The 16,478-nt window shown below is 40.4% G+C and carries 18 protein-coding genes; 15 read left to right on the top strand and 3 right to left on the bottom strand.

Annotated features, from left to right (window positions below; all coding sequences use genetic code 11):
- The first annotated feature begins 152 nt into the window (after positions 1-152).
- The 13 genes from NSIN_RS04610 (at position 153) to NSIN_RS04550 (ending at position 11,159) form a co-directional block, all read left to right on the top strand.
- Positions 153-1,343, top strand: a complete 1,191-nt coding sequence (locus tag NSIN_RS04610) for an argininosuccinate synthase (protein WP_394340807.1) — start codon at positions 153-155, stop codon at positions 1,341-1,343.
- Positions 1,344-1,354: 11 nt separating this feature from the next.
- Positions 1,355-1,522: an alpha-aminoadipate/glutamate carrier protein LysW gene (gene lysW/argW, locus NSIN_RS04605; protein WP_101010071.1), complete on the top strand. Its 168-nt coding sequence runs from the start codon at positions 1,355-1,357 to the stop codon at positions 1,520-1,522.
- A complete protein-coding gene (lysX, locus tag NSIN_RS04600; RefSeq protein ID WP_101009598.1) occupies positions 1,523-2,380 on the top strand; it encodes a lysine biosynthesis protein LysX in 858 nt (285 codons plus the stop codon).
- A 64-nt stretch (positions 2,381-2,444) separates the two neighbouring features.
- Positions 2,445-3,497: an N-acetyl-gamma-glutamyl-phosphate reductase gene (argC, locus tag NSIN_RS04595; RefSeq protein ID WP_101009597.1), complete on the top strand. Its 1,053-nt coding sequence runs from the start codon at positions 2,445-2,447 to the stop codon at positions 3,495-3,497.
- 4 nt (positions 3,498-3,501) lie between these two features.
- The gene (locus tag NSIN_RS04590; protein ID WP_101009596.1) at positions 3,502-4,302 is read left to right on the top strand and encodes a [LysW]-aminoadipate/[LysW]-glutamate kinase; all 801 of its coding nucleotides are present in this window, start codon (positions 3,502-3,504) and stop codon (positions 4,300-4,302) included.
- Positions 4,299-5,474: an aspartate aminotransferase family protein gene (locus NSIN_RS04585; protein ID WP_101009595.1), complete on the top strand. Its 1,176-nt coding sequence runs from the start codon at positions 4,299-4,301 to the stop codon at positions 5,472-5,474. The genes NSIN_RS04590 and NSIN_RS04585 overlap by 4 nt, the downstream gene beginning before the upstream one ends.
- Positions 5,467-5,886, top strand: a complete 420-nt coding sequence (gene lysM / locus NSIN_RS04580; RefSeq protein WP_101009594.1) for an HTH-type transcriptional regulator LysM — start codon at positions 5,467-5,469, stop codon at positions 5,884-5,886. Before NSIN_RS04585 ends, lysM begins: the two co-directional genes overlap by 8 nt.
- Before the next feature lie 115 nt (positions 5,887-6,001).
- Positions 6,002-7,192: a LeuA family protein gene (locus NSIN_RS04575; RefSeq protein ID WP_101009593.1), complete on the top strand. Its 1,191-nt coding sequence runs from the start codon at positions 6,002-6,004 to the stop codon at positions 7,190-7,192.
- A gap of 72 nt (positions 7,193-7,264) precedes the next feature.
- Positions 7,265-7,429 (top strand): alpha-aminoadipate/glutamate carrier protein LysW, encoded by a 165-nt coding sequence (gene lysW/argW, locus NSIN_RS04570; protein WP_101009592.1) that lies wholly within the window; start codon positions 7,265-7,267, stop codon positions 7,427-7,429.
- Entirely contained in the window at positions 7,426-8,274 is an 849-nt protein-coding gene (gene lysX / locus NSIN_RS04565) for a lysine biosynthesis protein LysX (RefSeq protein ID WP_101009591.1), read from the top strand. Before lysW/argW (NSIN_RS04570) ends, lysX (NSIN_RS04565) begins: the two co-directional genes overlap by 4 nt.
- A 3-nt stretch (positions 8,275-8,277) precedes the next feature.
- Positions 8,278-9,417: a M20/M25/M40 family metallo-hydrolase gene (locus tag NSIN_RS04560; protein ID WP_101009590.1), complete on the top strand. Its 1,140-nt coding sequence runs from the start codon at positions 8,278-8,280 to the stop codon at positions 9,415-9,417.
- 38 nt (positions 9,418-9,455) lie between these two features.
- Positions 9,456-10,502, top strand: a complete 1,047-nt coding sequence (gene dph5, locus NSIN_RS04555) for a diphthine synthase (RefSeq protein ID WP_101009589.1) — start codon at positions 9,456-9,458, stop codon at positions 10,500-10,502.
- Between the two features lie 39 nt (positions 10,503-10,541).
- Entirely contained in the window at positions 10,542-11,159 is a 618-nt protein-coding gene (locus NSIN_RS04550; RefSeq protein ID WP_101009588.1) for an adenylyltransferase/cytidyltransferase family protein, read from the top strand.
- On the opposite strand, the gene NSIN_RS04545 is transcribed toward NSIN_RS04550, so the two are convergent.
- From NSIN_RS04545 to NSIN_RS04535, 3 genes are all read right to left on the bottom strand, one after another.
- Positions 11,156-11,851: a DUF120 domain-containing protein gene (locus NSIN_RS04545; protein WP_101009587.1), complete on the bottom strand. Its 696-nt coding sequence runs from the start codon at positions 11,849-11,851 to the stop codon at positions 11,156-11,158. The genes NSIN_RS04550 and NSIN_RS04545 overlap by 4 nt on opposite strands.
- A 6-nt stretch (positions 11,852-11,857) precedes the next feature.
- Positions 11,858-13,003 (bottom strand): DNA primase DnaG, encoded by a 1,146-nt coding sequence (dnaG, locus tag NSIN_RS04540; protein WP_101009586.1) that lies wholly within the window; start codon positions 13,001-13,003, stop codon positions 11,858-11,860.
- A gap of 72 nt (positions 13,004-13,075) precedes the next feature.
- Positions 13,076-13,456 carry a toprim domain-containing protein gene (locus NSIN_RS04535; RefSeq protein ID WP_101009585.1) on the bottom strand — a complete coding sequence of 127 codons (381 nt, stop codon included), beginning with the start codon at positions 13,454-13,456 and terminating at the stop codon, positions 13,076-13,078.
- Between the two features lie 41 nt (positions 13,457-13,497).
- Between NSIN_RS04535 and NSIN_RS04530 the strand changes: the two genes are divergently transcribed.
- Positions 13,498-14,187, top strand: a complete 690-nt coding sequence (locus NSIN_RS04530; RefSeq protein ID WP_101009584.1) for a type 1 glutamine amidotransferase — start codon at positions 13,498-13,500, stop codon at positions 14,185-14,187.
- Positions 14,188-14,339: 152 nt separating this feature from the next.
- Positions 14,340-16,463, top strand: coding sequence for a 3-hydroxypropionate--CoA ligase (locus NSIN_RS04525; RefSeq protein WP_101009583.1), 2,124 nt, complete (start codon positions 14,340-14,342; stop codon positions 16,461-16,463).
- Positions 16,464-16,478: the final 15 nt, after the last annotated feature.

Raw genomic sequence — 16,478 nt, 5'->3', positions numbered from 1 at the left:
TTATCTTAAATAGTGATCGAATTTTAGCTTGGACTAACTTGCGATATCACTAGTTGGCAAAATCACAAGATGAAAAAAATTTTTGCAAAATAAAAAAGATCGGCCTGTGATCATAAAAGATAAATTCCAAATTCTGATCACAGAAAACCTCAATGATAAAAGGAAAAGCTGTTCTTGCTTTCTCTGGCGGACTGGATACATCTGTTGTGATAAAATATCTACAAGAAAAACACAACCTGGATGTTGTCACAGTTACAGTAGATGTAGGCCAAGAAGACAATCTCAAAAAGATTTCAGCCAAGGCAAAAAGTCTTGGAGTCTTGAAACATTACAATATTGACGCACGACAAGAATTTGTTGATAGTTTTATCTTTCCTGCAATAAAGGCAAATGCGCTGTACCAGAAAAAATATTGTCTTGCAACAGCACTTGCGCGTCCACTGATTGCACAAAAAGTTGTAGAAGTTGCAAGAAAAGAAAATGCATCTGCACTTGCACATGGTTGTACCGGAAAAGGCAACGACCAGGTAAGATTTGATGTGACATACCGTTCAGGCTCTAATCTTCCAATCATTGCACCAATACGTGATCTCAACCTTACTCGTAACGTAGAGCTAGAATATGCCAAGCGACACAACATCTCAATTGATACCACTGCAAAAAGATTTAGCATAGACCAGAACTTGTGGGGACGAGCAATTGAAGGTGGAGACATGGAGGACTCGTTCTCAGAGCCACCAGATGATGCATTCATCTGGGTAAAGACAAAGAATTTGCCTGACAAGCCACAGTATATCGAGATTAAATTTGAGAATGGAATTCCCGTTGCAGTTGACGGAAAGAGACTGCATCCAATTGAATTAATCAAGTACATTAACAAAAAGGCAGGCGCAAGTGGAGTCGGAATTGTAGACCATATCGAAGACAGGGTTGTAGGAATAAAGTCACGCGAAGTCTATGAAACCCCAGGTGCTACATGCATCATAGAGGCCCATACAGATCTTGAAAAGATGGTTCTCACAAAGCATGAATTGAAATTCAAATCAATGGTTGATTCAGAATGGTCATGGTTAGCATATTCTGGTTTGTGGCAAGATCCACTCAAAAATGATTTAGATATGTTTATCAATGCTACACAGAAGAGGGTTAGCGGAACTGTCAAGCTCAAAATGTTCAAAGGAAGCCTTCGAGTTGTTGGACGAAAATCAGAATATTCATTGTACAGCCATGATCTGGCAACATATGGAGCTGGTTCTACTTTTGACCAAACTCTTGGAAAAGGATTCGTTGAGCTGTGGGGGCTTCAATCAACAGAAGCTAATAAATTACTAAAAAAGAGGTGAATGATCAAAGAATGAATTGCCCAGAATGTGATGCAATAATAAAAATTCCAGACGATGCAAGTGTTGGAGAGTTAGTCTCATGTCCAGACTGTGGAGCAGATTTTGAGATTGCTTCCAAAAATGGCAGCGTTTGTGAATTAAAGCATGCTGAGAAAGTCGGCGAAGATTGGGGAGAGTAAATGCCCAAGGTTCGCATCGTGTTTGATAGAGTAAGACTCGAAGAGAAGATGCTTGAGCAAAAAGCAATCGAGCTAGGACACGATACGAAGATGATCGATGCAAAGACTACCCAATTTACCACTGAAAGTAAGAGAAGCGACTACGATTTTGGAGATGTAGTGTTAGAAAGATGCGTAAGTTACTTTCGTGGTCTTCATTTTACAGCAGCTCTTGAATTTTTAGATATTCCAGTACTCAATAGAACCGAAGTAGCAAACAATTGTGGAAACAAGATGATTACATCTTTGTTATTGCAAAAGCATAACGTACCAACACCCAAGACATACTTTTCATTTTCATCAGAGGCAGCAGTGGAGACACTGGAAAAGCATGGATATCCACTTGTGATAAAGCCAATCATAGGCAGTTGGGGAAGAGGTATAGTGCCTTTGAGGGACAGAGAGACCGCTGATGCCATAATTGAGGTTCGAGAACTAAATGATGGCCCTCTAGACAGAATATACTACCTACAAGAGGTAGTTCCGCGCCCACCAAGAGACATCAGGGCAATATCAATAGGGGACAATCTGATCGCTGCAATGTATAGGACATCATCAGGAGGATTCAAGACAAACATTGCACTTGGTGCAGAGCCTATTGCATGTGAGATAACAAAGGAATTAGAAGACATTTGCATGAAAGCATCCAAGGCAGTAGGCGGAGGAATACTTGGAATCGATGTCATGGAAGACGAAAAACGCGGATTTGTGGTGCATGAAGTAAACAACACTGTAGAATTTAAGGGAATGGCAAAAGTTTCCAAGAAAAACATACCAAAAGAAATGATCGATTACGCAATAAGCTACGCCAAGCGATAAAAATCTAAAAGTTGAAAAAAAATTTAGAGTTTAAATTATACTGTATCATGGTAGGAAAGTATCTATGAGAGTAGGTGTGGTCGGTGCATCAGGTTATGTCGGTGGAGAAATCCTTAGGTTACTTGTTAGTCACCCACATGCAGAAATCACAATGGTTACCTCTCGACAGTATGTCGGAGAATACATATCTCGAGTTCAGCCAAGCTTGAAGGGATTTACAGATCTTACATTTTCAGAATTAGATTATGACAAACTAACAGACAAGTGTGACTTGGTCTTTACAGCAGTACCACATGGAACTGCAGTAGATATTGTCAAGGCATTATACGACCGAGGAATGAAGGTAATTGACCTTAGCGCAGATTACAGGCTCCACAACCCTGCAGATTATGACAAGTGGTACGGATGGCAACACCCACACCCAGAGTTGCTAGAAAAATCAGTCTTTGGAGTACCAGAGCTTCACAGAGAAGAGATAAAAAAATCTCAGATAGTCTCGTGTCCTGGATGCATGGCAGTAACATCAATTCTTGGATTGTATCCGCTAATCAAAAAGAAGATAATTGATACAGAACACATTGTGGTTGATTCCAAAATTGGCTCTTCAGGCGCAGGTGCTGGAACAGTCTCCGGTACACACCATGCCATGAGGTCAGGTGTAATTAGACCATACAAGCCAGCAAAACACCGACACACAGGTGAGATAGAGCAGGAACTAAGCCAGGCGGCAGGAAGCAAGATCAAAGTATCAATGAGTCCACACGCAGTAGACATTGTAAGAGGAATATTGTGTACAAACCATGTCTTTCTCAAGCAACAGGTAAGTGAGATGGACTTGTGGAAGATGTACCGTGAACAATACCAGAATGAAAGATTTGTCAGGCTAATCAGGGACAAGAAAGGATTTTACAAATTCCCAGATCCAAAGTTTGTAGTAGGTTCGAACTTTTGTGATGTTGGGTTTGACATTGATGAAGACAATAACAGACTCGTAGTCTTATCTGCATCAGACAACCTCATGAAGGGTGCTGCAGGCTCTGCCATTCAGAACATGAATGTAATGGCAGGATTCAACGAGATGGAAGGAATTTCATATTCTCCGCTAACTCCAGTATAGAAAAATGATTACAATAAAAATAGGAGGAAGTGTGGTAGATGGTCTTCACCCCACTACAATATCTGACATCAAGCAAGTATCAGAAAAAGAGAAACTAATTCTGGTACACGGTGGAGGAAAGGAAGTAACCAAGATATCAGAAGCTCTGGGAAAGGAACAAAAATTCATAGTATCACCAGGAGGAATCAAGAGCAGGTTTACTGACAAGGAGACTGCAGAGATTTTCACAATGGTCATGTCGGGAAAGATAAACAAGATGATAGTTGGCATGCTTCAAAAACATGGAATCAATGCAGTAGGATTGTCAGGGGTTGACGGCAAGATAATTCAAGCAGAGAGAAAAAAGAAGCTAATTGTAATGAATGACAAGGGTCGCAAGATGGTAATAGATGGAGGATATACTGGAAAAATCCAGGACGTAAATGCAAAGCTTGTACATTCCATTTTAGATCAAGGATATGTACCGGTAATTTCTCCAATTGCAATAAGTGAAGAGTGTGACTTTCTCAATGTGGATGGAGACAGGGCAGCAGCGTATGTTGCAGGAAAGATGCAGTCTGACAAAATATTGTTCTTGACAAATGTGGACGGATTGCTAATGGAGGAAAAACTTGTTACAAAACTTTCTCTTGCAGAAGCAAAGGCAATTTTGCCAAAAATTGGATTTGGAATGGAAAAGAAGATACTTGCAGCCACAGAGGCATTAGAGATGGGAGTAAAAGAGGCACTTGTTGCAAACGGTAAAAAGGAAAACCCAATATCAGCAGCAATAAATCATGATAATTGCACGGTGATTACAAGATGACAGAAGATCAATTCATGGGAAGCATCTACCAGAGATTTCCCGTTACAATAGAAAGAGGATTAGGAGCCAAGGTATGGGATGCAAGCGGCAAAGAGTATATTGACTGTATGGGAGGATATGGTGTCGCACTTGTGGGTCACTGCAACCCAAGAGTTGTCAAGGCACTCAAGGTACAACTTGACAAAATAATTACAGTGCACAGTTCACTATACAACAAGACACGCGAAGAGTTTTTGGAAAAGCTCATCAAAATTGCACCAAAAAATCTCAGCCAAGTATACCTGAATAACAGCGGAACAGAAGCAGTAGAAGCTGCAATCAAGTTTGCGCGCAAGTTCACAGGCAAGAAGAAAATGGTTGCAATGAATGGCTCGTACCATGGCAAGTCACTAGGATCATTATCTGTAACATTTAATCAAAAATATCGCAAGGCCTTTGAGCCGCTTGTAGATACTGTAAACTTTTCATCATTTGGCGATATCGAGGCATTGCGAAATGTAGTGGATTCAGATACTGCAATGGTAATAATGGAGCCAATCCAGGGCGAGAGTGGAATCAATGTTGCACCGGACGGATTTTTGCAAGAGGTGCGCAAGTTGTGTGACGAAAAGGGAATAGTTTTGGTATTTGATGAAATTCAGGCAGGACTTGGAAGAACAGGAAAGATGTGGGCAAGTCAGCACTGGGATACGGTACCAGATATTATGTGCCTTGCAAAAGGAATTGCAGGTGGTGTACCAATGGGTGCAACACTTGTCAGACCAGATATTTTAGCGTCAATTAGCAAGGGAGAGCAGTCATCCACATTTGGTGGCAACCCGTTATCATGTGCTGCTGGAATCGGTGCAATAGATGCTTTAACAGAAGACGGACTTGTAGAAAATGCTGCGAAAAACGGCAAATTGTTCCGAGAAGGCCTTGAGAGACTAAAAGAAAAGCACAAAGTAATACGCGAAGTAAGAGGAAAGGGATTGATGATTGGCGTGGAGATGAAGTTTGAGGTCAAAGATATTCTATTTGACGGAATTGCAAACAACTTGCTCCTCTTGTACTCGGGCAAGAACATACTCAGATTGTTGCCGCCTCTCGTGATATCAGAATCTGAGATAAACAAAGCTTTAGAAACTCTAGACATAATACTAACAAAAGAGGAACAGAGAAGAAATGTCTAGAGACAAGACAGATGACACCATAATTGACATGCTAAAGAAGGACTCGCGACAGTCCTTTGTAGAAATTGGTCAAAAGCTTGGCCTGTCAGAATCTGCAGTCAGAAGAAGAGTAAAAAATTTAACAGATGGCGGTACGATAAAAAAATTCACAATAGAGACAGGAGATGCCAATTCAACTAGTGCAATAATTTTGATATCAGTTGATTCGTCAACTGATACATCAAAGGTTTCTGCAAAGCTAGTCAAGCTAAGAGGAGTGCACACGGTATTTGAGATAACAGGCCAGTATGACATTGCTACAATCATCAAGGCGCCAACAATTACAGACATTAATGTCTGCATTGATGAATTACGAAAGGTTCCAGGTGTGTTTGACACCAATACTGTAATCATATTGCGTACAGTAACCTAAAAACGAATATCGTGTCAGAATTCTGAAAATCGCCTAAAATCGTTTCAAAAACAGCAAAAATAGACGATTTCTGTACGAATATGTTTATATTCGCAAAAGGCAGTAAAAAATCCAAATGGATGATGCAAACATTTACGCATACAAGTATAATGAGATGGGTGTCAAGCCAAAGAAGATTAGAATACTTGACAGTACTCTAAGAGAAGGAGAACAGCACCCAGGTGTTACTTTTTCAAACAAGCAGAGAATCCAGATTGCATGGATGCTTGATTATTTTGGAGTTGATCAAATAGAGATATCACCAGTGGTATCACCTGATCACAAGGAAGCAACAAAGACAATCATAAAGCAGGGCCTAAAGGCAGACATTGTAGCACATGTTCGTGCGCTAAAAGAGGATGTAGATGTTGCACTTGATTGTGATGCCACATGGATGGCAACATATCTTGGAATATCAGAGATTCACATGAAGGACAAGCTTAGGATTACAAGAGAAGAAGCATTGCGAAGATCAGTTGAAACAGTTGAATATGCAAAATCGCATGGACTAAAGATGCGATTTACAGTCGAAGATGGAAGCAGGGCAGATCCAGAATTTTTGCTCCAAGTGTGCAAAGAGATTTCAGATGCAGGGGTTGATAGAATCAGTCTTCCAGATACAGTTGGAATAATGAGACCAAATGGAATGTATCACTTTGTCAAGTCAGTCCGAGATGAGATTGATACTGCACTTGATGTGCACTGCCATAACGATATTGGGCTTGCACTTGCAAATGCTTTGGCAGGATGTGATGGAGGAGCAGACCAGATTCACACCACAATAGATGGCATCGGAGAAAGAACTGGGATACCCGCACTTGCAGAGACTGCAGTTGCATTGACATACCTATACAAGTCACCAAATAACTTTAGGCTAGATATGCTAATGGACCTATCAAGGCTCATCGAGCAATATACACACATTGTTCCTTACGATTCAAAGCCAATTGTAGGACCTACAGCATACAAGCACAAGGCAGGAACTCACCTTGCTGCAATACTGCGAAACCCTGCAGCATATGAGCCAATAGAGCCAAAGGTGGTAGGAAACAGGAGGAGAATAGTCTTCGGAGAGCTTGCAGGAAAGAATGGTGCGGCATATCTAATGTCGCTTTTAGGTCTTGACCAAAATGAGGAACATGCCAAATCAGTTGCTGCAGGGCTAAAGAACTTGAGGATGGGAGACTTGCTTGAGATACCCCTTGATGACAAGTTAGAACAAAAGATAATCAAGTCAGAAGAGAGCATGGAAAGAAAAAAGAAGTGATTTTCCTAAAGATATGCCCAAGCCAAAAGATAATTAATGTCGCAAAATGAGAGGTTAGAACAGGAATAGAATATGAAATGTTTAGAATGTGACGCAAACATCAACCCTCCAAAGGACTCGATGGAAGGAGAGATAGTAACATGCCCTGACTGTGGCGCAAGTTTTGAGCTTGCCAAGGGATCCTCAGGCTTTGAGCTAAAACCAGCACAATCTGTTGGTGAGGACTGGGGCCAGTGAGTTCCGGTTTATCGATTCTCTACGATACCATCAGGTGGGAAGAAAAAGCACTCCATGATGCTGCCAAGGAAAAAGGCATCGATGCAAAAATGGTGGATTGTAAGAATCTGTCCATTAATTTAGATAAAAGTAAAGAAGATTATGGAACAGTAATACAACGATGTGTTAGTTATTATCGCAGTCTGCACTCTACTGCTGCACTTGAAGGCAAGGGTGTAAACGTGATCAATTCATTGAACACCAGTATATTTGCTGGAAACAAATTATTTACTCACATGCTATTGCTAAAAAAAGGAATTCCAACTCCATTTAGCGCAGTTGCATTTTCACAAGAATCTGCACTAGAGTTACTGGACAAAAAGGGATATCCAATGGTGATCAAGCCGACGGTGGGAAGTTGGGGAAGAATGATTGCCATGATAAAAGACAAGGAAGCTGCAGAGGCAATCATAGAGAGTAGAGAGAGCATGTATCCAATTTACCAAGTATACTATTTGGAAGAATTTGTAAACAGACCTCCACGTGACATTAGGGCCATTGTAGTTGGGGACAAGGTTGTTGCTGCAATATATCGCTATTCGGGTGATGATCAATGGAAGACAAACATGGCACTTGGAGGAAGAGCAGAGGAGCTAAAGGTCACAAAAGAACTTGAAGATATTTGCATCAAGGCAAAAGAAGCAGTCCAGGGACAGATAGTTGGGGTAGATCTCATGGAAAGCAAGGAGCAGGGACTTGTTGTACATGAAGTGAACAATACAACGGAATACAAAAATACTGTCAGAGTTACTGGCGTAAATATACCAGCAATGATGATTGATTACGCAATAAACCAAGGAAAGTAAGAATTGGACTCGTCAGTTACAAGCACACCAAGATATTCAATAAAGGTTCTAGAGAAGGCTCTAAGACTTTACACGCCATCTCTTGCAGAAAAGCCTCTTGCAGAATTTTTAGCAGACAAGTGTGATGATTTTGGATTTGATGATATTCGCATTGATGATGTAGGAAATCTTACTGCTACCAAAGGATCTGGGTATCCAAGAATAATGTTGTGCGGTCACATGGATACGGTTCCAGGAAAGATAAAGGTCAGGACAGAGAATGGTTACATCTATGGTCGTGGTGCATCAGATGCCAAGGCACCATTGATATCTATGCTTTTAGCAGCAGCATCAGTACAGAGCAACAACAACGGTACAGTCACATTTGCAGCAGTAGTAGATGAGGAAGGAAACGCTACTGGAATTAAAAATCTTGTAAAACAAAAACCGGAGATAGATTATGCAATATTTGGAGAGCCAAGTGGAATAAACAATATCACAATTGCATACAAGGGAAGAATTGCAATAAATCTCAGAGTAAATGTTGGCGATAGTGCACATGCAAGTGCACCATGGCTTGCAAAAAATGCAATTGAAGAATCTTACGTTTTTACAAATGCATTGAAAAAATCTCTAGAACAAAACCAGGAAGGTCTTGCAAAGAGCATGATGTTGACATCATCACTTACTGAAATCAAGGGAGGAACCAGTCACAATGTAACACCGCTAGAGTGTGATGCGATAATGGATATTAGAATTCCAGTAAACATGAACTGCAAGATGGTTGGAGAAAGAATTGCAACAACGGTAGAAGAGGTGTCAAAAAAACAGGGAGTAAATGCATTTTATTCAGTAATAGATGAAACTGAACCGTTTGAGGCACCGCATAGCTCACCACTTGTCCGTGCATTGACACTTGGAATAATGGATATAGAGAAGGTAAAACCGCAGCTGATAAGAAAAACAGGAACTGGAGACATGAACATCATAGGAAACTCTTTGAACATACCTGTTGTGACATACGGTCCTGGAGATCCGCATGCATCCCACACCATTGATGAGAGAGTCTCAACAGACGAGTTTTTGCGAAGCATTGAGGTCTTTAAGAGAATGTTATCTCACCTTAAGAGACTACATGAGTTCAAAAGCCAGTCCAAGCGATAAAACGAAGCTCAAAATATAGACTTGAGAGAGTTTTTGTAATGTTATGGTTTGTAGGCCTTGGCATATCAGGCCTTGAAGGTGCAAGTACAAGTACAATTCAGGTATTGAAAAAAGCAGACATGACATTTTTTGAAGTTTTTACAAGTCCAATATCAAAGCAAGAAATATCAAAGATAAAAAAATTAGTAAAAGGAAAACTTACGATAGCTCCAAGATGGATGGTGGAGGATGGCAAGGTAATATTGGAGCTTGCAAAAAAGAAAAATGTCGTACTTTTGGCATATGGGGACCCATATGTTGCAACAACACATCTTGAGCTTAGAACTAGAGCAGAACAGGACAAGATAAAGACAAGGACAATTCATGCTGCATCTGCAATTACATCGTTGATTGGAGAATGCGGATTACATCACTACAAGATCGGAAGGCCTGTGACAATCATGCGGGAACTTCCGTCACTTGCAACTGTATACTATACAATATATGAAAACATGGTAAAGGGAAGCCATAGTTTGTTGATACTAGAGTTTGACAATAGCTCAAACTTTTTTTTGGACCCAAGAGATGCCATATCAAATTTGCTTGAGACAGAAAAAGGACAGAAGAGAAATGTAATTGACCAGTCTACATTTGCAATTGTTGCGTCAAGAATTGGCTCAAAGAGTCAGAAGATAATTTCAGGAAAACTTGGGACCCTGGTCAAGACAGATTTTGGCAAGCCACCACATACAATCATCATACCGGGAAGACTACACTTTACAGAACATGATGCAATCAAGATATTTTCCACGTGTCTTGACGAGCCGTTTGATAACTCATCCAAGATTGTCAAGATATCAGATCAGATGCTCTCAAGGTACATTCCAAAGGCAAGGGGCGCACTAGAAGAAGTGGTCAAGATGTTCAAAGATGATAAGACACTCTCACCTGTAATAGAAAATGCCCAGCTCTACATAGATGATGCAGAAAAGTTTCAAAAGGAAGGAAAAGAGGAGCTTGCAGTACTTAGTATAGGATACGCAGAGGGATTAATTGATGCGCTGAGGCTATCAAGAGGAATAGATCCCTGGGCACAGAGTTTATAGATAAATCAAATTGTAATAGTTTCGCTCTAGGGAATAAATTTGGACGCATTTGATAAAGAGATAATCACAGCATTTTTTGTGGCATCAATCTCAGGTGAGACTGCTACTGACATCATACGAAGAAAACTTGCACTAAGTACAGAATATCTAGAAGAGAGAATAGACCATCTTGTAAAAAACGGATTCATAGAAGGTAATAGAAAATCTCTGACAGAGATTGGGAAGAATTCTATTCGCATAGTTCTTGCAGGAGGAGTGTTTGACATCATACATCCGGGACACATTCACACACTTCGTGCTGCCAAGGCGCTTGGCAATGTGCTTGTAGTGGTCATTGCAACAGACAAGACTGCACAGAAGATGAAGAACAGGATACCACTTCACAACATGGAACTTAGGAGAGATTTGGTAAGATCACTTTCAATGGTGGATTTGGCAATAGTGGGACAAGAGGGAGACATTTTCAAGTCAGTTGAGCTTGTAAAACCAAACATTATTGCACTAGGATACGATCAGATACATCAAGAAAAGTTCATCACAGATGGATGCAAAAAAATTGGAATTGATGTCTCCATTGCACGACTCCAATCACCAATACCAGACATCAAGAGTTCCAAGATAGAGCATGATTATGGCAAGTCAATTTATGGGATCTAGTTTTGTGTAATCTTTGCACTCATTGGTACTCTAATTGTTACCTTGGAGCCTGTTGAGAGTTTAGTTGCCTTTTTGATATTTTCTTCAGAGATCAGTTCTACAATGGAGTCATCATGGTGCGTTCTCTCAAGTAGTATCAACGCTGCATTTATGCCGTTTATTTTTGCAGGGTAGCACTTGACCCATCCATAGGTTCTCTTCCCATCTGAGAATCCATCAACCATTATTGCAGGATATGCATCAAGGGAGCGCTTGGCTTCAATAGACTCCTTGTCTTTTAATTTCACATTTAGGGTACCGGGAAACGGGACATACCCCAGTTTTGTTTTGAATTGCTTTGTGTATCCTTTCATGGACATATAGTATGCACCCTCGCCCATTCCAGAACTTATTGTTCCCTTGAATTCCAAATGTCCTGGAACTGACTCAAGACTTGATTTTAAGATAGATGAGATTTTGAGCATCTCTGCGTATCCTTTGTTTGTTATTCTAACAGAGACTCGTTGTCCGCTTCGAAGTCTTTCCACATATCCGCTTGCCTCAAGCTCTACTAGGTGTTTTGATGCAGATTGTTGTGATTTATTGATACTTTTTCCAAGAGAAGATGTGGTTATTGGTACAAAATTATAGCGTGCGCCTTTTGTGAAAAGTTCTGCAAGTGTAAGAATGTGTTGAATCTTTAGATCTGGCATCTAATTTTATGCTACGCCGAGCTCTGTAAATGTTTTGAGGGTCAGCCCGTCAGTGGATTTTAGGTTAGCCATTCTATGTCCAATTAGGAATCCAATTCCAGCTTGCTTGGCAGAATCGACCAGTCGTTGTGTTATGATTCCATCAAGTATGAGATATTTTATTCCAGAGCCTGGAGCAAGTTTTCCTACAACCTCGCTTACTGGAACCTTGAAGAGTGTGTTTGTGCCATCATCAAGTGCTATTGCTTCCAATGATTCGTTGAGTTGAGAGTATACCTTTTTGACAACATTTGCGATTGGTTCATCTTTTACATCCTTGAGGACGGGTTTTGCTGTTTCTTTTTTCATGTCCTCTGCAGTCTCTTTGAGAATTTCTGCAATTTGGATTGGTGTGAGCTCTTCAACCTCTACGCCGTCAGGTGCTCTGTGTACAACATCGATGTTTACAAGAGACTTGAGTTCTTTTAGTATGAATCCTCCTGCTCTATCACCATCAAGGAATGCAACTACTTTGGATTTAGAATCACATAGAGACTTGATAGATTCATCAATTCTTGCACCCTCGATTGCAAGTGCGTTATCAAAACCTGCTCGTAATAGATTTATCACATCTGCTCTGCCTTCGACAAGTATTATCCATGGAGAATCAAATACTCCAGAACCGCATGCAAGCTTTTCTTTTCCAAATGAAGCTATCTTGCCTGCAGAGCCAACATCAGAGACATCCTTGAGCATCTCTTCACCTTCACTGATTGTCTTGGTAGACCATTTTTGGACAATATCTTTTGCTCTGTCTACAATCTCTTTTTTCTTGGCTGTTCTAATATCATCAATTGCATCTAGTTTGAATGATGCTTGGAATGGGCCGACCTTATCGATGCTCTCAATTGCGGCTGCAATGAGAGCTGCAGTATTGATATCAGTGCTCATAGGAATTAAAGCATCTCCCTTTGTTTGAGTAGACGATGCCGTGGTGTTGACTTCTATTCGTCCTACCTTCGACACCTTCTGGAGTTCATTAAGGTTCATTTCTGGGCCAAGCAGACCTTCTGTCTGGCCAAAAATTGCGCCTATGATATCGGCTTTTTCAACGAGTCCATCGACGTCGAAGCTGAGCTTAACGTGATACTTGACAATTCCCTTATACGACAAATCATTATCCTCTTAATTTTTGATCAATTAATTTTGATGATGGTTCGATATAAGTGCTTATTCCACAGAGGCTCATTCTACCTCTTTGGAAAGGTAAACAGAGAGATCTTCAATGTTTCTTATCCTGCCTCTGGTTGCAATTGTTAGTTTCTTTCTAAAAGTGAGATCAATGGACATCCGGTGCTGAAGCTGTGACATTATTCTTTTTGTGAGATATCTGCCCTTTTTGTCCGAGTCTAGTAAAAGTATCAGGTTTTTGTACTGGGGCATGCTGTCTGCAAATTTTATCAGCCCCTTGAAGCTATGAAACTGGCAAATCTTTCCAACAAAGCCAAGTCTTTTGAGTGCGGCCTCGTCTCGTTTTCCCTCTACAACTACAATGCTGTTATGTTTTGAGTTTAGTGATTTTATAAAATCATGAACTTTTGAGATCTCATCTGGCGTAAAATTCACAAACTTAATTACAATCCAAACTATTAAGCAGTTTTTAGGACTTGACAGACTTTCTAGTGATTCAAAATACAAGAATTGAAGGAATTGGTAGATTAGGAGATCTGATAAGGTCAGACGGTTTTGGAATAACTGCAGTTCTTGCAAAAAATGAAAAAATTCCACAGACAAATCCTGATGCAATAATAATTCTTGGAGCACCAGAGAGTGCAAACGATGATCTTCCATACCTAAGACAAGAGATGGAAATAATCAGAGAATCTGTGAAAAAAGAGATTCCGGTTTTAGGCATATGTCTTGGATCACAGTTAATTGCCAAGGCATTTGGGGCCCAAGTCTACAAAGGAGACAGAAAAGAGATTGGGTTCTATGATGATATCGAGTTTGACAATCTTTCTCGTTCCAAGATATTCAGTGGGATAAAGAGTCCATCGCTCGTATTTCATTGGCACGGAGATACGTTTGATCTTCCAGATGGTGCAATAAGGCTTGCACATTCAAAGCAATACCAAAACCAGGCGCTAAAGATAGGTAGTGCAATCGGGGTACAGTTTCACTTGGAGGTAGATGAATCTGCCATAAAACTATGGCTTGAAAAATCCAAGGCAGAACTTGCGACATTGCCATACATTCATCCAGACATAATAGAAAAACAGATACCCCAAAAGATTGGCACAGTAAAAGAGAATTTGAGTAAGTTCTACCAGAACTTCAAGTCAGAGTTTAGCCTCTGAAGAATTTACTTGGTTTTTGTCAAATGACTTGAAATTAGATCGAACAATGTGACAAAAGTTTAATATAAAACACTTAGACCTTCGGATCACGTCATGGTATACAAAAAGACACAGATCACATTGCGATCTGCAAATAAAGAGGAGAGATCCTTTTGAATCCAGTAACAAAAATTTTTGAAGAAACATTTGCAACCGATCATAAGGTAATCACCGAAGATCTATCCAAAGCAGTATTGAAAAAATATGGAATCAAAGTTCCAGGATATGCACTTGTAACAAATGCAAAAGATGCAGTCAAGGCTGCAAAGAAATTAGGTTTTCCACTAGTTATGAAAGTAGTATCACCTCAGATACTTCACAAAAGTGATGTGGGCGGAGTCAAAGTAGGACTACAGAATGAGAAAGAAGTAAAGAAAGCATTTCTTGAAATGTACCCAAGACTCTCAAAGAAGAAAGGAGTTCACGTAAAAGGAATTTTACTTGAAAAGATGGTCCCGCAGGGAGTAGAACTTATCATAGGACTCCAAAATGACCCACAGTTTGGTCCAGTAATAATGGTAGGACTTGGCGGTGTATTAACTGAGATATTCAAAGATGTGGCATTTAGAATGCTTCCAATCACAATAGATGATGCAAAATCAATGCTTACCGAACTCAAAGGCGCCAAGATACTTCAAGGATACAGAGGTACAAAACCAATTGACTTGAACATGCTTGCAAAAGCAATAGTTCAGATTGGAAAGATTGGTGTTGACAATGCAGACTACTTTGACAGCGTTGACTTTAACCCAATTGTAGTATATCCAAAATCATACTTTGTAGTAGATGCAAAGATAATCCTAAGAAAGGAAATTAAAAAGGATGCAATCTCCAAGGCAAAACCAAACATCGAATTCATGGAGACATTCTTTACTCCACAATCAGTTGCACTGGTTGGCGCATCTGCGACACCAGGCAAAGTCGGAAACTCTGTTCTTGACAGCATTGCAAAGCATGATTACAAGGGTAAAGTATATCCAATAAATCCAAAAGCAGAAGAAATCTTAGGGTTGAAATGCTATCCTTCACTTGAAGCAATACCGGACAAGGTTGACTTGGTAGTAGTTTGTGTAGACTTGTCAGTAACACCTCCAGTTCTTGAAGCATGTGCAAAGAAAGGAATCCACAATGTGGTAATTGTATCAGGAGGTGGAAAGGAGCTTGGTGGAGAAAGAGCAGACTTTGAATCACAAATCAAGAGCCTCTCAGAACAGCACAAGATCAGAATAATTGGTCCAAACTGCATAGGTATGTTCAACGCAGCAAACAGATTGGATTGTGCATTCCAAGGTCAAGAGAGAATGGTTCGTGCAAAACTTGGACCTGTAGCATTGCTATCACAAAGTGGTACAATGGGAATCAGCTTCCTTGAGACTGCAGACTCGTTTGGACTATCAAAGATGGTCAGCTATGGAAACAGATCAGATGTAGATGAAGCAGACATGATCTGGTACTTGGCAAATGACCCCCAAACCAAAGTAATTGCATTATACGTAGAAGGCTTTGGCGATGGAAGAAAATTCATCGAAACTGCCAAACAAGTAATGAAGGAAAAACAAAAACCAATTGTAATTTGGAAGAGTGGAAGAACTGCACTTGGTGCAAAACAGGCAGCCTCTCACACAGGCTCACTTGGTGGTTCTAATGCAATCATCCAGGGTGCATTCAAGCAGGCAGGAATTGTTTCAGTAGAAAGCTACCAAGAACTTGCATCAGTTGCCAAATCACTTGCATGGCAACCAGCAGCAAAAGGTCCAAGAGTTGCCCTAGTAAGCAACGGCGCAGGACCAATGATTGGTGCAATAGACCAGTTTGAAAAGTACGGACTGGAACTTGGTAAAGTAACAGAAGCAACACTCAAAGAAATGAAAGCGCATTATCCACCAACATATGTAATTGGAAACGGAAATCCAGCAGATGTTACAGGAGGAGCAAATGCTGACGACTACAGATATTCCATACAAAAGTTCATGGACGATCCAAACATCGACATTGTCATGCCATGGTTTGTCTTCCAAGACGACCCATTAGAAGAGACAATCATAGATTATCTTGGAGAGTTCTCAAAGCAAGGCAAAAAGCCATTGCTTGTTGGAGGAAATGGTGGTCCATACACTGCCAAAGTCTCTGGATTGATTGAAAAGCACAACGTTCCAGTGTACGATGACATTCGAAACTGGGTTGCAGCAGCATCTGCTTTGCACCAGTGGGGAAAAGTCAAACCCAACAAGGTTTAATTTCATCCTAGTTAG

Source organism: Candidatus Nitrosotalea sinensis (genome assembly GCF_900143675.1).
In the GTDB taxonomy this organism is placed as follows: Archaea; Thermoproteota; Nitrososphaeria; order Nitrososphaerales; family Nitrosopumilaceae; genus Nitrosotalea; species Nitrosotalea sinensis.
Note: the sequence above shows the minus strand (reverse complement) of the source record. Positions and strands in the feature narration are given on the sequence as shown.

Excerpts from the sequence above, each read along its gene's own strand:
- NSIN_RS04610 (WP_394340807.1), top strand. The coding sequence starts at position 153 with ATGATAAAAGGAAAAGCTGTTCTTGCTTTCTCTGGCGGACTGGATACA.
- lysW/argW (WP_101010071.1), top strand. The coding sequence starts at position 1,355 with ATGAATTGCCCAGAATGTGATGCAATAATAAAAATTCCAGACGATGCA.
- lysX (WP_101009598.1), top strand. The coding sequence starts at position 1,523 with ATGCCCAAGGTTCGCATCGTGTTTGATAGAGTAAGACTCGAAGAGAAG.
- argC (WP_101009597.1), top strand. The coding sequence starts at position 2,445 with ATGAGAGTAGGTGTGGTCGGTGCATCAGGTTATGTCGGTGGAGAAATC.
- NSIN_RS04590 (WP_101009596.1), top strand. The coding sequence starts at position 3,502 with ATGATTACAATAAAAATAGGAGGAAGTGTGGTAGATGGTCTTCACCCC.
- NSIN_RS04585 (WP_101009595.1), top strand. The coding sequence starts at position 4,299 with ATGACAGAAGATCAATTCATGGGAAGCATCTACCAGAGATTTCCCGTT.
- lysM (WP_101009594.1), top strand. The coding sequence starts at position 5,467 with ATGTCTAGAGACAAGACAGATGACACCATAATTGACATGCTAAAGAAG.
- NSIN_RS04575 (WP_101009593.1), top strand. The coding sequence starts at position 6,002 with ATGGATGATGCAAACATTTACGCATACAAGTATAATGAGATGGGTGTC.
- lysW/argW (WP_101009592.1), top strand. The coding sequence starts at position 7,265 with ATGAAATGTTTAGAATGTGACGCAAACATCAACCCTCCAAAGGACTCG.
- dph5 (WP_101009589.1), top strand. The coding sequence starts at position 9,456 with ATGTTATGGTTTGTAGGCCTTGGCATATCAGGCCTTGAAGGTGCAAGT.
- NSIN_RS04545 (WP_101009587.1), bottom strand. The coding sequence starts at position 11,851 with ATGCCAGATCTAAAGATTCAACACATTCTTACACTTGCAGAACTTTTC.